This is a genomic window from Pseudomonas sp. A125 (assembly GCF_055409485.1).
Genome location: NZ_JBUZVP010000035.1, coordinates 16,793 through 34,298 on the forward strand (window position 1 = coordinate 16,793; position 17,506 = coordinate 34,298).

General features: G+C 61.7%; 16 protein-coding genes. 12 read left to right on the forward strand and 4 right to left on the reverse strand.

The window, feature by feature from the left end; translation table 11 throughout:
- Positions 1–10 precede the first annotated feature (10 nt).
- The 3 genes from ACZRN6_RS31520 to ACZRN6_RS31530 form a co-directional block, all read right to left on the reverse strand.
- Positions 11–1,261, reverse strand: coding sequence for a flavin-containing monooxygenase (locus ACZRN6_RS31520; protein ID WP_464009663.1), 1,251 nt, complete (start codon positions 1,259–1,261; stop codon positions 11–13).
- A gap of 109 nt (positions 1,262–1,370) precedes the next feature.
- Entirely contained in the window at positions 1,371–1,814 is a 444-nt protein-coding gene (locus ACZRN6_RS31525) for a type II 3-dehydroquinate dehydratase (RefSeq protein ID WP_464009664.1), read from the reverse strand.
- A 29-nt stretch (positions 1,815–1,843) separates the two neighbouring features.
- Positions 1,844–2,278, reverse strand: a complete 435-nt coding sequence (locus ACZRN6_RS31530; protein WP_322145730.1) for a RidA family protein — start codon at positions 2,276–2,278, stop codon at positions 1,844–1,846.
- 217 nt (positions 2,279–2,495) lie between these two features.
- On the opposite strand from ACZRN6_RS31530, the gene ACZRN6_RS31535 reads away from it, so the two are divergent.
- From ACZRN6_RS31535 to ACZRN6_RS31590, 12 genes are all read left to right on the forward strand, one after another.
- On the forward strand, positions 2,496–3,470 hold the full coding sequence (locus ACZRN6_RS31535; protein WP_322145729.1) for a LysR family transcriptional regulator: 975 nt from the start codon (positions 2,496–2,498) through the stop codon (positions 3,468–3,470).
- 380 nt (positions 3,471–3,850) lie between these two features.
- Complete coding sequence (locus ACZRN6_RS31540) at positions 3,851–5,368, forward strand: amino acid ABC transporter permease/ATP-binding protein (RefSeq protein ID WP_464009665.1); 1,518 nt, start codon at positions 3,851–3,853, stop codon at positions 5,366–5,368.
- 35 nt (positions 5,369–5,403) lie between these two features.
- Positions 5,404–6,276 (forward strand): phytanoyl-CoA dioxygenase family protein, encoded by an 873-nt coding sequence (locus tag ACZRN6_RS31545; RefSeq protein ID WP_464009689.1) that lies wholly within the window; start codon positions 5,404–5,406, stop codon positions 6,274–6,276.
- A 28-nt stretch (positions 6,277–6,304) separates the two neighbouring features.
- The gene (locus ACZRN6_RS31550) at positions 6,305–7,138 is read left to right on the forward strand and encodes a transporter substrate-binding domain-containing protein (RefSeq protein ID WP_464009666.1); all 834 of its coding nucleotides are present in this window, start codon (positions 6,305–6,307) and stop codon (positions 7,136–7,138) included.
- Between the two features lie 201 nt (positions 7,139–7,339).
- Complete coding sequence (locus tag ACZRN6_RS31555) at positions 7,340–8,071, forward strand: class II aldolase and adducin N-terminal domain-containing protein (RefSeq protein WP_464009667.1); 732 nt, start codon at positions 7,340–7,342, stop codon at positions 8,069–8,071.
- Positions 8,072–8,098: 27 nt separating this feature from the next.
- Positions 8,099–8,776 carry a DUF1028 domain-containing protein gene (locus tag ACZRN6_RS31560; RefSeq protein WP_464009668.1) on the forward strand — a complete coding sequence of 226 codons (678 nt, stop codon included), beginning with the start codon at positions 8,099–8,101 and terminating at the stop codon, positions 8,774–8,776.
- Positions 8,773–9,924 (forward strand): acetylornithine deacetylase, encoded by a 1,152-nt coding sequence (argE, locus tag ACZRN6_RS31565; RefSeq protein ID WP_464009669.1) that lies wholly within the window; start codon positions 8,773–8,775, stop codon positions 9,922–9,924. The genes ACZRN6_RS31560 and argE overlap by 4 nt, the downstream gene beginning before the upstream one ends.
- A 222-nt stretch (positions 9,925–10,146) precedes the next feature.
- Positions 10,147–12,204 carry a methyl-accepting chemotaxis protein gene (locus tag ACZRN6_RS31570; RefSeq protein WP_464009670.1) on the forward strand — a complete coding sequence of 686 codons (2,058 nt, stop codon included), beginning with the start codon at positions 10,147–10,149 and terminating at the stop codon, positions 12,202–12,204.
- A gap of 67 nt (positions 12,205–12,271) precedes the next feature.
- Positions 12,272–12,640 (forward strand): SMI1/KNR4 family protein, encoded by a 369-nt coding sequence (locus tag ACZRN6_RS31575; protein ID WP_322145722.1) that lies wholly within the window; start codon positions 12,272–12,274, stop codon positions 12,638–12,640.
- 83 nt (positions 12,641–12,723) lie between these two features.
- Positions 12,724–13,629, forward strand: a complete 906-nt coding sequence (gcvA, locus tag ACZRN6_RS31580) for a transcriptional regulator GcvA (protein ID WP_322145721.1) — start codon at positions 12,724–12,726, stop codon at positions 13,627–13,629.
- A 75-nt stretch (positions 13,630–13,704) separates the two neighbouring features.
- Positions 13,705–14,532, forward strand: a complete 828-nt coding sequence (locus ACZRN6_RS31585) for a DMT family transporter (protein ID WP_322145720.1) — start codon at positions 13,705–13,707, stop codon at positions 14,530–14,532.
- 44 nt (positions 14,533–14,576) lie between these two features.
- On the forward strand, positions 14,577–15,338 hold the full coding sequence (locus ACZRN6_RS31590) for a glucose 1-dehydrogenase (RefSeq protein WP_322145719.1): 762 nt from the start codon (positions 14,577–14,579) through the stop codon (positions 15,336–15,338).
- A gap of 58 nt (positions 15,339–15,396) precedes the next feature.
- Here the strand turns inward: ACZRN6_RS31590 and tkt are convergent, their stop codons facing one another.
- Positions 15,397–17,463 (reverse strand): transketolase, encoded by a 2,067-nt coding sequence (tkt, locus tag ACZRN6_RS31595; RefSeq protein ID WP_464009671.1) that lies wholly within the window; start codon positions 17,461–17,463, stop codon positions 15,397–15,399.
- Between the last annotated feature and the right edge of the window lie 43 nt (positions 17,464–17,506).

The following is a 17,506-nucleotide window of genomic DNA, read 5'->3' on the forward strand; positions in this document are numbered from 1 at the left end:
CGCCAGTGAGTCAAGGCTTGCGATATGCCTTGTAGTCGTTCTGCAAGACGATATGGTCTGCCACATACTTCGCATCGTGCCACACCCCATAGATAAACGAAGACGCACGGTTCACCAGGTTCGGCAAACCCAAGAAGTAAATCCCGCTCTCTGCCGAGATCCCGCGCTTATGGAAAGGCTCGCCTTTTTCGTCAAACGCATTCACCTTCAACCAGCTGAAATCGAAGCTGAAGCCGGTGGCCCACAGAATCGTGGTCACGCCGGCGGCGGCCAAGTCCAGGCTCATGATCGGGTTCACCAGGCACTGCGGGTCAGCCAGCAATTCCCACGCTTGCGGCTCCGGCGCAAACTCAAGGCCGTTTTGTTCGATATAGGCGTCGGCATCGCGCAGCACATCGAAGTAGGCACGATCACCTTCTGCCACGTTGGCCGCCAGGCCCGGCTCAAACTCCATCACGCCGTTATCCCACGAGCGCGTGACGCCGACCAGCGTGATGCCCATGTGCGCCAGGCGGCGGAAGTCGACCGTCTTGCCGCCTTCATAGCCACTGACGGCAAACGCCACATGCTTCTTTTTCGGCTGGGTCTTGACCTCATCCCACAGGCCCAACGCACCCAGCCACCAGCAGTAATCCCGGCCACGGTAAGCGCGGGGAGGGCGATAGTGTTCGCCCACCGAGAGGTACACTTTCTTCCCGGCTTTTTGCAGTTCTTCGGCAATTTGCGAGCCTGATGCACCTGCGCCTACCACCAGCACCGCACCCTCGGCCAACTGGCCGGGGTTCTTGTAGGTGGAGGAATGAAGCTGTTGAACCGTGGCGTGGCTGGGCACCAGGTTCGGGATGGACGGGCGTTGAAACGGCCCGGTGGCTGCCACCACATTAGCCGCTTCAATCACCCCCGCCGAGGTGGTCACCTTGAACCCGGGCCGGCCGGTGTGGCGTTCCACTTGCTGCACTTCGACGCCGGTACGCACCGGCGCCTTCAGCATGTTCACGTACTCTTCAAAGTATGCCGCCATGCGCTCCTTCGGCGGGAAGCTCTCGGGGGAAATGCCCTCGAATTTCATACCGGGAAAACGGTCGTGCCAGGCCGGGCCATTGGCGACCAGCGAGTCCCAGCGTTCCGACCGCCAGCGCTCGGCGATGCGGCTGCGCTCCAGCACGATGTGCGGCACGCCCATAAGTGACAGATGCTCGCTCATGGCGACCCCCGCCTGGCCTGCGCCGACCACCAGGGTGTTGATTGTTTCAACTGACATGTGAGCTTCCTAATGATAAGCAACCATCGACAGGTGCCAGTGTGATCAAGCGCCGGCCGGCCGCAAATTATGCTTTTTGAACGTAGAGGTTAGGCAAAACCAAAGCGCCTTAATCCGCCTCCAGCAGCTCGGCCACCGCCGTCAGGGCCAGCCGATAGCCCAGCGCGCCGAGGCCTGCGATCACGCCGGTGGCGGCTTTGGACACATAGGAGTGATGCCGGAACGGCTCGCGCTTCCAGATGTTGCTCATGTGCGCTTCGATGATCGGGCCGTCGAACGCGAGCAGCGCATCCAGGATCGGCACCGAGCTGTAGGTCAGGCCGGCGGCGTTGATGATGATCGCGTGGGCGTTGAGCCGGGCTTCCTGAATCCAGTCCACCAGCACGCCTTCATGGTTGCTCTGGCGAAACTCCAGGGTCAGGCCCAGTTCGGTCGCGTGGCGCTGGCAACGCGCCTCGATGCTGGCGAAACTTTCGCTGCCGTAGGTGCCGTTTTTGTCCAGCCCATACAGGTTGGCGTTGGGCCCGTTGAGGAAGTACACAGTGCGGGGCATGGGAACCTCCTGCTCGTGAAGTGACCGGCTCATGCCGGTTGGCCAGGGTTCCAGTCATCCGGTACCACGGCAATCACATCAATCTCCATCAACCATTCCGGCTGGCCCAGGCCGGAAATCACCAGGCCGGTGGAGATCGGGAACACGCCTTTGAGCCATTTGCCGACCTCCTGGTACACCGGTTCGCGGTAGCGCGGGTCGATCAGGTAGGTGGTGGTTTTTACGATATGCGACAGGTCGGAGCCGGCTTCTTCCAGCAGTTGCTTGACGTTTTTCATCGCCTGCTCGGCTTGCGCGCGTGGGTCGCCCAGGCCAATCAGGTTGCCTTGGAAATCCGTGCCGATCTGGCCACGCACATAAATGGTGTTGCCGGCGCGCACGGCCTGGCACAAGTCGTTGTCCAGCGACTGGTTGGGGTAAGTCTGCCGGGTGTTGAACATGCGAATACGGGTATGGGTGGGCATTGCTGGCAACTCTTGGGGAGCGGAATAAACCCAGCTTCACATTGGCCCCGCCCGCGCGAAACCAGCATTTGCGCGAGGTAATGCTTAGGCAAAACCGAAGCGCCGTAGCCGAGCGCCCGCGTAAGGCCAAAACGGCATCCGGCATGAACCATGCAACGTCACCGTCAAGGCCGTCGACGCCCGCTTGGCGTCAGCTTATTGATGATGTGGAGGCGTGATGCTCAGTCGTATTACCCAGCGCCAACTGGAATATTTCGTGGCTTCCGGTGAGGCAGGCAGCATCAGTGCGGCGTCTGAACGCATTCATGTGTCGTCACCGTCTATCTCGGCGGCGATCACCCACATGGAGGCCGAGCTGGGCATCCAGCTGTTTGTGCGCCACCACGCCCAGGGCATTTCCCTCACGGCGGTGGGGCGCCAGGTGATGCAAGAGGCCAAGCTGATCCTGGAGCAGATGACCAACCTCTACACCATCGCCTCCGAGTCGCTGAACACGGTGCGGGGCCCGTTGCGGGTGGGTTGCCTGGAATGGCTGGCGCCGATGATCACCCCCGAGCTGGTGTTCGGTTTTGGCCGCGCGTTTCCAGGTGTACGCCTCACGCAAGTCGAAGGCAACCACGAGGAAATGCTGGAAAAGCTGCGCAGCGCCGAGATCGATATCGCCCTGACCTACGACCTGGTGACCAGTGACGACATCGACTTCCAGCCGCTGGCGCAATTGCCGCCGTATGTGATGGTGGGCGAATACCATCCGCTGGCGAGCCTGTCGGCCGTGAGCATGCTCGACCTTGAGGATTACCCGGTGGTGCTGCTGGACACGCCCTGGAGCCGGGAATATTTCCTCAGCTTCTTTATGCAGGCGGGCACCACCCCGAACATCATCATGCGCTCCAGCAACCTGGAAACCGTGCGCTCGATGGTGGCCAATGGTATCGGCTATTCCTTCGCGAATGCCCGGCCCAAGGCCAACCTTTCCCAGGATGGCAAGCGTTTGATCCGCCTGCGGTTGTCCGGCCCGCACCGGCCCATGCAGCTGGGCTATGCCACCGCGAGCAATACCCAGTTGTCGCGTGTGGTGTCGGCCTTTGCCGAGCGTTGCCGCATGTTCGTTTCAGACCAGTACATCCCGGGCATGGCCGCCCCGAGCTTTTTCGATGCCCATGCGGTGCGCACCCTCAACAGCGTGAGTTGAGGCACTGCTTTCCTGCTTTTCTGTGGGAGCTGGCTTGCCTGCGATGCGGGCACCTGGGGCTTGCAGATACACCGAGGCGATGCCATCGCTGGCAAGCCAGCTCCTACAGAGGGTTGTGTTCGCATTGCACCAAAAGATGGCGCTGGTTGCATTGCGCACACGGCGTCGCACCAATACGAGTCAAGCTGTTTTGACAGTCCAGTCGCCACCCAGGGAACGGTGACGCTGCGTAGGTTCTCCCTACCCAATAGGCCGGCTTTTACGAATTGACCCCAAGGGCCTCCTCCCACGAATCTCAGTCCATCGGTGCAGATCAGGGTTCGACCTTCACGTTGAGCATTCGGTGGGCATTTTCATTTTTTTTGTCGAGCACAGTGACGATGACTTTCAACTGGAACTACATGTTTGGTTTGCTGGCCGATGCCGAGTTCTGGCGGGCAACATGGACGGTTATCCAGCTCAGTTCGTTGACATGGGTCCTGAGTATTGCCCTGGGTTTCCTGCTGGCCCTGGCCAAGCAGTCCAAACACGCGCTGATCAGCCTGCCGGCGCGGGGCTACATCTGGTTGTTCCGCAGCCTGCCGCTGCTGGTGCTGCTGATCTTCATTTACAACCTGCCGCAGGCGATTCCCGCCACTTCAGTGATTCTGGCAGACCCGTTTTGGGCCGGCCTGCTGGCGCTGGTGATCTGCGAAACCGCCTACGTTGCCGAGATTCATCGGGGCGGCCTGTTGTCGATTCCCAAGGGCCAGGGCGAGGCTGCGCGGGCGCTGGGGTTGAGGTTTTTCGGGATCCAGTGGCGGGTGGTGATTCCGCAGGCTTTGCGGGTGGCGTTGCCGTCGCTGGCGAACGAATACATCTCCATCGTCAAGCTCACCTCCCTGGTGTCGGTGATCTCGCTGACCGAGATTCTCATGGTCGGCCAACGCCTGTACTCGCAAAACTTCCTGGTGATCGAGACGATGGCGGCGGTGGCGTTTTTTTACGTGTTTATCGTCACGGTGTTCGACTTCCTGCTCAAGCGCCTGGAGCGTTTTCTCGACGTCAACCAGCGCAACGTCTCTCGGGTGCCCGATGCCGAAGTGCTGGCGCTGGCGACCCAACAGCGTGTCGCCCTGCAGCGCCCGGCCAGCACCGAAGGCCCGGCACTGCAGGCTTCGCGGCTGCATAAAGCCTACAACGATGTGGAAGTGCTGGGCTCGGTCAACCTGCAGATCCAGCCCGGCGAAATGGTGTCGGTGATCGGGCCTTCGGGCTCCGGCAAGACCACGCTGATTCGTCTGCTCAACGGCCTGGAGCAACTGGATAACGGCGAGATCAAAATCAATGGCCAGCCGTTCATTCACCTGAACAAAGTCGGCGCGCAAAAACCACAGTACGTGGAGCACGCCGAGCACCGTCTGAACATCGGCATGGTGTTCCAGAGCTTCAACCTGTTCCCGCACCTGAGCGTGCTCGACAACCTGCTGATGGCGCCGAAGTACCACCGCCTCGGGCGTGTCGAAGAGCTCAAGCAACAGGCCTACGCGCTGCTGCACAAGGTCGGCATGCTCGACCACGCCTGGAAGTACCCGCACCAGCTTTCCGGTGGCCAGCAGCAGCGCGTGGCCATTGCCCGCGCCCTGATGATGCGCCCGCAAATCATGCTGTTTGACGAGCCCACCTCGGCGCTCGACCCGGAAAAAGTCAACGAAGTACTGCAAGTCATCGAAGCCCTGGCCCAAGAGGGCATCACCATGGTCATCGTCACTCATGAGATGAATTTCGCGTTCAAGGTCTCCGACCGGATCGTGTTCATGGAGAAGGGCCGGGTGGTGTGCGACGACACCCCGCAGGCGCTGCGCAGCGGCGAAAACCCACGTGTCGAGGCGTTCCTCAAGGACGTCTCGCTGGCGTGACTCCCTTAACGTTCGAGCGACAAGAGAGCAACAACATGATCGAGCAAGCGCAAATTGAACAGTTCCACCGCGACGGCTTCCTGGTGGTGCAAGACGTGCTGTCGGCTGCAGACGTGGCCGCGTTGCAGCACGACTTCGACCAGTGGGTAGAAGACAGCCGTAGCCACGACCAGGGCTGGGGTGAAACGGTAGATGGCCGTGCGCGTTTTGACCTGGAAGGCGACCACCGCCCGGATCATCCCTCGCTGCGCCGGGTGAGTTCGCCCACCGAGATTTCGCCGGCGTACCAGCGCGTGGCATTGCAATCGCGAATGGCGCAGATTGCTGCGCAACTGATCGGGGCCGGCGGCACGCGCTTTCACCACAGCAAGATCAACTCGAAACTGCCCCACACCGCCACACAGGTTAAGTGGCACCAGGACTTTTTGTTCACGCCTCACAGCAACGACGACATCGTTACGGCGTTGCTGATGGTCAGTGAAGTCACTCCGCAAAATGGCCCGCTGACGGTAATTCCCGGCAGCCACAAAGGCCCGCTGTGGTCGCACTGGCACGAGCAGCGCTTTACCGGCGCGGTGGAGGCCGCGGTGGTCGACGACCTGTGCCAGAACCCGGTTGCCTGTTATGGGCCGGCCGGTTCCGTGTGCTTCATGCACACCCGACTTTTGCATGCTTCAAGCCCTAACGAGACTGAACTGCCGCGCACTCTGTTCATCGGTGTATACGCCGCTGAAGACGCGTTGCCATTCGGCGAAAACCCGCTGCCCAGCGCACACGCCGGCCTGATGGTCGCCGGTCAGGAAAGTGGCTTGGTGCGTTCCACGGACAATCACATGCGCTTGCCGCAAAAGCCCCGTGGCGCCTCTTTCTTTGTGCAACAGGCCGGCCAGGATTCACCCACCGCCTAACCTTCTTCTCACCTTGCAGGGTATTACCATGACAGCGTTTCATATGATTGCTCGCCCTATTGCCGTGTGCCTGCTGGGCGCTGCGGTTGCAATGACGTCGTTGGCGGCTTCGGCCTTCCAGAAAGACGGGAAAATTGTCGCCGGTTCCGATTTGACCTTCTTTCCCTATGAATACATGGATAACAACAAGCCCGCAGGCTTTGACATCGAGTTCATGGTTGGCCTGGCCAAGACCATGGGCCGCACCGTCGAGACCCTCGACACACGCTTTCCCAACCTGATCACCGGGTTGCAGGCGGGCCGGTTCGATGTGACCAACTCCTCGATGTACATTACCGCCGAGCGGGTGAAGGTCATCGACATGATTCCCTACCTCAAAAGCGGCGAATCGATCCTGACCCTCAAGGGCAGCGAGTTCCAGCCCAAGACCCCGGAAGAGTTCTGCGGCCACAAGATCGGCTCGATGGGCGCCACGTCCTGGCTGGCGCAGATGCACAAGCTGTCGGATGAGTACTGTGTGAAGAAGGGCCTGAAGCCGATCGCGATCAGCGAGTACAGCACCGACCCACAAACCACCCAGGCCTTGCTGGCCCATGCCGTTGAAGCGCAGATCACCGACGCCGCAGTAGCGCGTGGCGCGGCCGACAAACTCAGCGGCCGCGTGGTGATTTCTTCCGACACCTTGATCTACCCGGTGCTGAACGGCTTTGGTGTGAAGAAGGGCAATGACGACGTGAAGAATGCCTTGGTCGAAGGCATCAAGAAATTCAGCGCCACCCCTGAATACGCCGCCTTGCTCAAGAAATACAACTTCCAGGCGCCTACCGATGCCGACATTGCCGAGCTGATGCCCAAGTCCTGATCACAAGCGTGCTCTCTTAACGGTACGCACCGAACCTGTGGCGACCGAGCTTGTTGTGGCGAGGGAGCTTGCTCCCGCTGGGCCGCGAAGCGGCCCCTTCGCGTTATCCAAGCGAATGGGACTGCTGCGCAGTCCAGCGCGAGCAAGCTCGCTCGCCACAATAAACCCCTCGCCATCCAATTGCCCTGCGGAGAAAGCTACATGGCGTTATCACTTGAAGAGCAAACCCGCATCGACCTGGCGGCGACTTTTCGCATCGTTGCGCACCTAGGCATGCATGAGGCGGTGGCCAACCATTTCAGCGCGGCGGTATCAGCCGACGGCAAACAGTTCTTGCTCAACCCGAAGTGGAAGCACTTCTCGCGTATCCGGGCCAGTGACCTGTTGCTGTTGCACGCCGACGACGCCAGCGGCGCCGAGCATCCCGACGTGGATTCCACCGCCTGGTCGATCCACGGGCAGATTCATCGGTTGTTGCCGCAAACCCGCGCCGTGCTGCACCTGCACCCGGTTTACACCACCGCCGTTGCGTGCCTGGCCAACCCGCATATTCCGCCGATCGATCAGAACACCGCGCGCTATTTCAATCGCGTGGCGGTGGACGAACTGTACGGCGGCATGGCCGACACCGAGGCCGAAGGCGAGCGCCTGGCCGGGTTGCTGGACGGCAAGCGCCGCTTGTTGATGGGCAACCACGGAGTGATGGTCACCGCCACGTCCATCGGTGAGGCATTCGACGATATCTGGACCCTGGAGCGTGCCTGCCAGATCCTCGTTACGGCGTGGTCTACCGGCCAACCGCTGCGGGTTCTGTCTGACGAAGTGGCCGAAAAAACCGCGCGGGGCTGGGAAGGCATCACGGATTTCTCGCAACGCCATTTTGAAGAAATGAAGCAGTTGATGATCGACGCCGACCCTTCGTTGCTCGACTGATTTAACCCCTCACAGGCAGGAATCTCCATGACCTTTTCGGTTGTCGCCCGCTGTGCCGAAACCGGCCAGCTGGGTATTGCTATCAGCTCGTCGAGCATTGCCGTGGGCGCCCGTTGCCCGTGGTTGCGCCCGGGCGTGGGCGCGGTAGCGTCGCAGAACATCACCTTGCCGGCACTCGGCCCGCACACCCTGGACCTGTTGGCCGAGGGCATGACGCCCAGTGAGGCCCTGGCGGCTGTGCTCGCCCCGCACAGCCACAGCGAGTATCGCCAGGTGACGGTGATTGACAGCGCCGGCAGAACCGCGCATTTCAGCGGCGCGCAGACCCTGGGCATTCACCACGCAGTCAGCGGTGAGCAATGCGTGGCGGCGGGGAACATGCTGGCCAATACCGGCGTGATCGAAGCCATGGTGCGCGCCTTCGAAGGCACGCCCGGGCACCTCGCCGACCGACTGCTTGCCGCGATGCACGCAGGCGTAGCCGGTGGCGGGGAAGCGGGGCCGGTGCATTCCGCCGCGCTGGTGGTGGTCGGTGACCACTTGTGGCCCATCGTCAACCTGCGGGTGGACTGGGCCGAAGACGCTCCGATCAGTGCCCTCGACCAACTCTGGCAGGCTTATCGCGGGCAAATGCAGGACTACATCGACCGTGCCATCAACCCGCAATTTGCCCCGGGCTACGCGGTGCCGGGAGACGAGCGATGAGCCACAGCCGTGAGCTGTTGGCGCAACTGGTCAGCTTCGACACCACCAGCCGCGAATCCAACCTGGCGCTGATCGACTTCGTGCGCAACTACTTGCAGCACCACGGCGTGAGCTGCGAGCTGTTGTTCAACGAGCAAAAGAGCAAGGCCAACCTGTTGGCAACCATCGGCCCGGCGGATGTGCCGGGCATTGTGCTGTCGGGTCATACCGACGTGGTGCCCGTAGACGGCCAGCGCTGGAGCGTGGCGCCGTTCGAACTGACCGAGAAGGATGGCAAGCTGTACGGCCGTGGCACCGCCGACATGAAAGGCTACATCGCCTGTGTGCTGGCCAGCGTACCCGCGCTGGTGCGGGCGCCGCTGCGCATGCCGGTGCATATCGCGCTGTCCTACGATGAGGAGGTGGGTTGCCTGGGCGTGCGTTCGCTGATCGAAGCCTTCCACGCCAAGCCCGTCAAGCCGCTGCTGTGTGTGATCGGTGAACCGACCGAACTCAAGCCGGTGCTGGGCCACAAGGGCAAACTGGCGATGCGCTGCGAGGTGCATGGCGCGGCGTGCCATTCGGCGTATGCGCCGTCGGGTGTGAACGCCATTGAATACGCCGCGCAGTTGATTCTCGAACTCGGTCGGCTGGGTGAAGAACTCAAGGCACCGCAACACCACAACGGGAGTTTTGATCCGCCGTTTTCCACCGTGCAAACCGGGATGATCGCGGGCGGAAAGGCACTGAATATCGTGCCGCAAAACTGTAGTTTTGACTTTGAAGTGCGCTCGCTACCTGCGCAGAATCCTTGGCACGTTGCGAACCAATTGCGCGGTTATGCCGAACACACGTTGTTGCCTGCGATGCAGGCGGTGAGTGCGCAGTGCGCGATCAACTTCAGTGAACTGTCGAGCTACCCGGGGTTATCAACCTCGGTGCAGAGCCAGGCGGCTGAATGGGTTGCCGGTTTCTGCGGCTCGCGGGAATACGGCACGGTAGCGTTCGGCAGCGAAGGCGGGTTGTTTGATCAGGCGGGAATTCCCACCGTGGTGTGCGGGCCAGGCAGCATGGACCAGGGGCACAAGCCCGATGAGTTCATCAGCGTTGCGCAGCTTGAGGCCTGTGATCGGATGCTGGAGAAGGTGTTGGCTTTTGTGAGCGAGTGAGAGTCCCCCACGGTTACAGTGCTGTTGTGGGCACTGAGTTATTTCGCCCCATTTTTGTGCATACCTGACTGTGCAGTGAGTGACGCACCGCGTATCTGTGGGCCCGGCAACAGCGGTCCGCTTCTTGCTAGAGCCAGCTTAATCAATGACATGGCATTTTGCCGCCAATCATTTAAAAGCTTTATTCGCCGCTCAGGCGAGTGGTTCTAGGAGTAGTCGGACATGCAGAGTCTTTTGTCGCCAGGAATCCACCTGCTCGGACGTTTTGGATTTGCGCGCAAGTTTCAGATCCTGTTTTTTCTGTTCATGCTGCCCCTGGCGGGTAGTTTGTGGATGATCGCGCAGGAGTACCGCACCAAGCTGACGGTGATCTCCAACGAGCAATCCGGTGTGCGTGAACTGCTCGCGCTGGATACCCTGGACGCTCAACTCACCGCCCAGCGCAACCTGGCTGCGCGCTGGAAAGCCGCGGACATCCTGCATGACCAGACACCCGCCGCCAAGGCGGCCATGACCGCCGTCGACACCAACTTCCCGCTGATCCTGCAAAGCGTACAGGCTCTGGGTGAGGCGCTGAAGGCCCAGAATGCCAGCGTGGACACCCTCGCGCGTTTTGAAGCATTGCAGGCCTCGGTCAAGGGCATGGACTCGCCATCCCTGCGTGCGGTGGGTTGGTGGCCGGATGGCTACGACCGCTTCACGTCTGCGTTGAGCGCGATGCAAACCCTGCGCGAGCAAATCACCATGGACACCGGGTTGATCCTCGACCCCTGGCTTGAAACCTACCTGTTGATGCAGATTTCCACCCAGCAGACGCCCGACCTGGTGGAGCGCATCGGGCGCATGGCGAGCGTCGGGCAATCGTCCATCGCCTCGGGGCAGTTCACCCTGCAAAGCCGGTTGCAGATGCGTGATTCGCGCGGGCGCATCGGCGATGCCCGCGACCAGTTGGTCAAGGCGGCCATGTCCCTCAAGGCCAAGCAATATCCGGGGCTGCAAGCCTGGATCGTGCAATACGACGACAGCGTGCAACGCCTGGATAATGAGCTGAAAACCCTGGACGAAGGCGTGTTTGGCGGCACCATCAAGCTTGATACCACAGGTTTTGAACGCAGTGTGGATGGCATGCTCGGCACCCTGGGCGCGTTGCGCACCCAATCGCTGACCTCGCTGGATGCGCGCCTGGGTTACTACCGCCAAAGCTCGCTTAAGCAATTTATCCCGGTGGCGGTGACGTTCAGCGTGTTGGCGTTGGCGGCCCTGTACCTGTTCGTGTGCTTGCAGGCGTCGATCCGCCGCAGCGCCAGCGGTATCACCACCCTGGCCGAATCGCTGCGCGACGGCAACCTGTGCGTGGAGGTGGCGGTGCAAGGGCGTGACGAACTGGCCGCCATCAGCACGGCACTTAACGTGGCCGTGGTGCAGTTGCGCACCAGCCTTCTGGGCGTCAATCACGAGACGCAGCAGTTGGGCTCTGCGGTGCTGATGTTGAACTCGCAATCGGGCAGCACGCTCACCGAAGTGGAAGACCAGCAACAGCAAATCAGCCAGATTGCCGCCGCCGCCACGCAATTGGCCGCGACCTCCTTGGGCGTCGCCAAAAGCTGTGAGCAGGCCTCCGGCAGCGCGCAGAAAACCCGGCAGATTGCCGAGGACAGTAGCCGCGATAGCCAGCGCACCACCGCCAGCATTCAGCAACTCAACCAGCGCTTGACCGACACCTCCGATGCGCTGGAGCGCGTCAGCCAGCAGGGGCAGCAAATTCAGTCGGTGGTCGACACCATTCGCGGGATTGCCGAACAGACCAACCTGCTGGCACTGAACGCCGCCATTGAAGCAGCACGGGCCGGCGAGCAGGGCCGGGGTTTTGCGGTGGTGGCTGATGAAGTGCGCAGCCTGTCGCAACGCACCCAGGCCTCCACGGCGCAGATCGCCGGCACGGTCGACAGCTTGCGTTCGACCGTGAGCCAAGCGGTGACGCTGATGGGCGCGGCGTGTGAGCAGGCGGTTACCGACGCCGAGTCGGTCACCGGCCTGGGCCATCGGCTGGGCGAGATCGCCAGTGCCGTGCAGAGCGTTACCGATACCTTGGCGCAGATCGCCACGGCGGTTGAGGAGCAGGCGGCGACGGCAGACGAGGTGAGCGGCAATATCCAGCAGGTTGACCAGGCGGCAGGGCGCCTGCTTGAGGGCGCACGGGCGGTGAATCAGGCGGCGGACAGCTTGAGCAAGGGCAGCCGTGCATTGAGCGACAATACCGCGCGGTTCCAACTGGGTTGAGGGTGTGTCGGCAGGCTGAACTGTGGTATTCAGCACACTCCACTTCGTCGAGCCAGGGACTTTATCGATGACCTCCGATCCGTTCCGTATTCCAACCGATGCCGAAATCGAAAAGGCCGGGCGCAACCTGAACTTCCCGTTCCCGGCTGCCTATGTCGAATTCCTCAAGGGCGGCAGCGACGTCGCCAATGCGACGCTCGAGCCCGCCGTGATCCTGCCGGGCACGAGCCATCTCGACTTGTTCGAAATCGCCCAGGTCGCCTGGAATCAAATGGGTGTGCCGAAGGACTGGCTGCCGTTCATTGAAGACAATGGCGACTACTTTTGCGTGTCACAAACGGGCCAGGTTCGGTACTGGTCGCACAATGGCCCGACGAATGAACGCTGGCCGAACTTTTCGGCGTGGTTTCAGCAGGTGTGTGTGGCAGCTCAATAGCGGGCCGCTGTCGACCGGCGACTGGAATGCTCTATCATGAGTTTTCATTCATAAAGGCGGGCGACCGCCCGAGCAGCCATGCCATGCGAGACCTGCCACCGACCTCGACATTGCGCGCCTTTGAAGTTGCCACGCGGCACGCCACCTTCACCTCGGCTTCAGAAGAGCTGCACGTCACCCAGAGTGCCGTCAGCCATCAACTCAAGCACCTCGAAGAGCTGTGGGGATTGCAGCTGTTCCAGCGGGGCAAGTCACTCAGCCTGACGCCCGCCGGGGCGGCCCTTGCGCCGATCGTGCGGGAGTTCTTCATGAACCTTGAGGCCACGCTCGCAGACTTGCGTGAGCAAAAGGGCCGGGTACGCCTCAAGGTCAGCACCACCTATTCCTTCGCACTGAAATGGCTGCTGCCACGCTTGCCGAGCCTGGCCCAGCAGCATCCGGAAATTCTCGTCACGCTGGACTCCAGTGACAAAGCCATCAACTTCTCAAGCGCAGAAGCGGACGTGGCGATCCGCTTCGGCAATGGCAATTACCCGGCGCTGTACTCGGAGTTCCTGTTCCGGGAACAGATTTTCCCGGTGGCGAGCCCAGAATTGTTAAAGCGCTTTGGCATGCCGCACGCGCCTGCCGAGTTGCTGCGCTACCCGCTGTTGACGCGAGACGGTGCCGACCTGGTGCCAAAATGGGAAGTCTGGTTTCAGCACGTGGGGCTTGGGGTTTCGCCGCTCAAGGAAAGTGTCAGGTTTGCGGACACCAACATGACGATCGAGGCGGCATTGCTCGGCCAGGGCATCGCCTTGGCGCGCAGCGGGCACGTGGAATCAGAGCTGGGCGACGGACGCTTGGTCAAGCTGTTCGATGTGCCGTTCCCATCGCCTGTGGCCTATTATTTTGTTTGCCCCAAAGGCCTCGAATCCCGGCCGCACATTGTCAGCTTTCGTGACTGGCTGATGCAGGAAGCTGTGAACGCCGGACTGGCTTATGCGTAAGGCATGAGGATTTGCTCATTATTCAATGAGCAGACTTCGTTTCAGTTAACGCGCCGGATTGCTTAGGATTGGCGCATGCCTTATCCCATCGTTCTCCTGGTCCTTTTCGCCGCCTTGCTGCACGCCAGCTGGAACGCGCTGCTGCGTGGCGGCGCCGATCGGCTCTGGTCGATGACGGTGATGTGCCTGGCCGTGGCGGTTGCCAGTGGCGCCACTGCCTTGTTCCTTGCGCCACCGGCACCGGCCAGTTGGTTCTATGTGGTGTTGTCAGCGGTGCTGCACGTTGGCTACAACCTGTTTCTGGTGCGCAGCTACAAGGTCGGCGACCTGGGGCAAACCTATCCGATTTCACGCGGTTCTTCACCCGTGTTGATCACCCTTGGCGCAGCGGTGTTTGCCGGGGAGAGCGTTTCGGCCAGCGCGCTGCTGGGCATTGCCCTGGTGTCGGGCGGCATCATTTCACTGGCGTTCAGAGGGCGCCGGCTGGCGGTGCCCAGCCTCCCATACGCCCTGGGTACCGGGGTTTTCATCGCGGCCTACAGCGTGACAGACGGCATCGGCGCGCGCCTGTCCGGTGACCCGATGGCCTATACGGTGTGGATGTGCGCGCTGTGGGGCGTGTTGATGCCGGCGGTCTATATCGGCCTGCGTGGGCCAACGAGTTTGTTCCGCGTGCGGCCCGGGTTTTTCACGGCCTTCGCCGGTGGGCTGGTATCTCTGTTGGCCTACGGGATCATCATTTACGCCATGACCGGTGCGCCCATGGGGGCGGTGTCGGCGCTGCGTGAAACCAGTGTGTTGTTTGCGGCGCTGATCGGCTACTTCTTCCTTGGCGAGGCACTGACGGTTCGAAAAGTACTGGCGTGCGTGGTGATTGCCACGGGCACGATTTTGATCGGCTGACAGCAGGCAACGCATTTTCCCACCACCACATAAAGGTACGCTCAATGGATACCGTCCCGCAGGCCCCGCTGATACTGATAACGGGTGGAAGCCGTGGCGTAGGCGCCGCCACCGCGCGGCTGGCTGCCGCACAAGGTTACGACGTGGCGATCAGTTTCGTTTCCGATGAGTCTGCTGCCCTCGCGGTGGTGGCGGATATCGAGGCCGCCGGTCGCCGGGCGCTGGCGGTGCGCGCCGACAGCGCCGAACCGCAGCAGGTTGCCCAACTGTTTGCCGCGATCGACCGGGCATTCGGGCGCATCGATGTGCTGGTCAACAACGCCGGGATCAACGCGTTGCAGTCCCGGGTCGAGGACCTGGATTTCGAGCGGATGCAGCGGATTTTTGCGGTGAATGCGATCGGGCCGATGCTGTGTGCCCAGCAAGCGGTGAAACGCATGTCGTTTCGTCACAACGGGCGCGGCGGCTCTGTGGTGAATATCTCGTCGGCATCGGCCAGGCTCGGCAGTCCCAATGAATACGTCGACTACGCGGCGTCGAAGGGCGCGCTTGAGACCTTTACCATCGGGTTTGCCAAGGAAGTTGCCCGGGAAGGAATCCGCGTTAACTGTATTCGACCCGGGCACATCTACACCGATATTCATGCCAGCGGCGGAGAGCCGGGGCGGGTTGACCGGGTGAAGGATTCGATCCCCATGGGGCGCGGCGGTCAGCCTGAAGAAGTGGCGCAGGCCATCCTTTGGCTGGCGAGCGCCGAGGCGTCTTTCATTACGGGGACGTTTCTGGATGTCACTGGCGGCAAGTGAGGAGCAGGGCGCGGCACCGAGGCTTCCCCTCGGTAGGCCGCGCCAGGCATGCCCGCAGTTAATCAGCGGTGTTGAGCTTGACCTGCTCCTTCGCCAGCTTCACCACATTCTCCAGGGTAAAGCCGAACTTGGCCTGCAACTTGGCCAGCGGTGCGGATGCGCCAAAGCTGTTCATCACCACCTTGGCGCCGGTCTGCCCCACGTAGCGGTCCCAGCCCAAGGGGCCGGCCTGTTCCACCACCAGCCGTGCCTTCACCGCCGGCGGCAGCACGCTGTCGCGGTAGGCCTGGTCTTGTTCTTCGAACAGTTCCCAGCTGGGCATCGACACCACTTGCGCTGCCACGCCCTCGGCCTTCAACTGCTCATAGGCGTCCACTGCCAGGCTGACTTCACTGCCGGTCGCCATCAGGATCACCTGGGGCTTATCGGCACCGGCCAGCACATAGGCACCACGTGCTGTCCCCGTTGCCGCTGCATACTTCGTGCGGTCCAGGGTCGGCAGGTTCTGCCGCGACAGCACCACGCACGTCGGGCGATGGGTCTGGGCCAGGGCAATCTTCCAGGCTTCCAGGGTTTCATTCGCGTCGCCTGGGCGCAGGGTCAGCAAGCCTGGAGTGGCGCGCAGTTGGGTCAGGTGTTCGATGGGCTGGTGGGTGGGGCCGTCTTCGCCGACGCCAATCGAGTCATGGGTAAACACAAACACCACCGGCAGTTCCATGATTGCCGCGAGGCGAATCGGCGGTTTCATGTAATCGCTGAACACCAGGAATGTCGAGGTATAAGGCCGCAGGTACGACAACGCCATGCCGTTGGCAATCGCGCCCATGGCGTGTTCGCGAATACCGAAGTGCAGGTTGCGCCCGCCATAGTTCTGGGCGCTGAAACGCCCGGCACCGTCGAACGTCAGGTTGGTCTTGGTGGAGGGCGACAAGTCTGCCGAGCCGCCGAGCAGCCAAGGGATCTGCTGGGCAAACGCATTCAATACCTCACCCCCGGCAGCGCGGCTGGCGACACCCTTGGCATCGCTGGCAAAGTTCGGCAACTGGTCCTGCCAATGCTCGGGCATCTCGCCGGCACGCATGCGCCGTAGCTCATCGGCCAGTTCCGGCTCGTATTGTTCCAGGTGGGACAGGGTTTGCGTCCATTGCTCGTACAGCGGCTTGCTGCGCGACAGCAGCGCATCCCGCAGGACGGTGCGCGCTTCATCCGGGACCAGGAAGCTTGAATCTTCGGGCCAGCCGTAAGCGGCTTTGGTCAAACGGATTTCCTCGTCGCCCAACGGTTCGCCATGGGCCGAAGCCGTGTTGTGTTTGTGCGGCGAGCCATAGCCGATCACGCTGTCGACCACGATCAGGGTCGGTGCGCCGGTGTTTTTCTGGAAGGTGCCCAGGGCATCGCTCAGGGCCAGCAGGTCATTGGCATCGGTAACGTGCAAAGTGTGCCAGCCGTAGGCCTGGAAGCGCTTGATCACGTCCTCGCTGAAGGCCAGTTCGGTGTGGCCTTCGATGCTGATGGTGTTGTTGTCGTAGATCCAGCACAGGTTATCCAGCTTCAAATGCCCGGCGATGGACGCGGCCTCGCTGCTGATGCCCTCCATCATGTCGCCGTCGCCGCACAGGGTGTACACGTTGTAGTCGAACAGCACCCGGTCGTCATGGTTGAAACGCTTGGCCAGCCAACGCTCGGCCATCGCCATGCCGACGCTGTTGGCACAACCCTGGCCGAGTGGCCCGGTGGTGGTTTCCACGCCGGTGGTCATGCGGTATTCGGGGTGGCCGGGGGTCTTGGAACTCATCTGCCGGAACTGCTTGATGTCATCCAGGCTGATCGCCGGGTGGCCGGAGCGCTTGCCGTGAGCGTCGATTTCCACCACGCCTGCCAGGTGCAACAGCGAATACAACAGCATCGAGGCGTGGCCCACCGACAACACGAAACGGTCACGGTTGGGCCAGTCGGGGTGTTCGGGGTGGTAACGCAGGAAACGGCTCCACAAGGTGTAGCCGACGGGCGCCAGGCCCATGGGTGTGCCGGGGTGGCCGGAGTTGGCCTTCTGCACGGCGTCCATGGCCAGGGTACGGATGGTGTTGATGCACTGGGTGTCGACAGCGTTGGCAGCGTGATTCATGGAACCTGTTCTCCATCGGGTGACGATCTACAGTGGAGGGCAG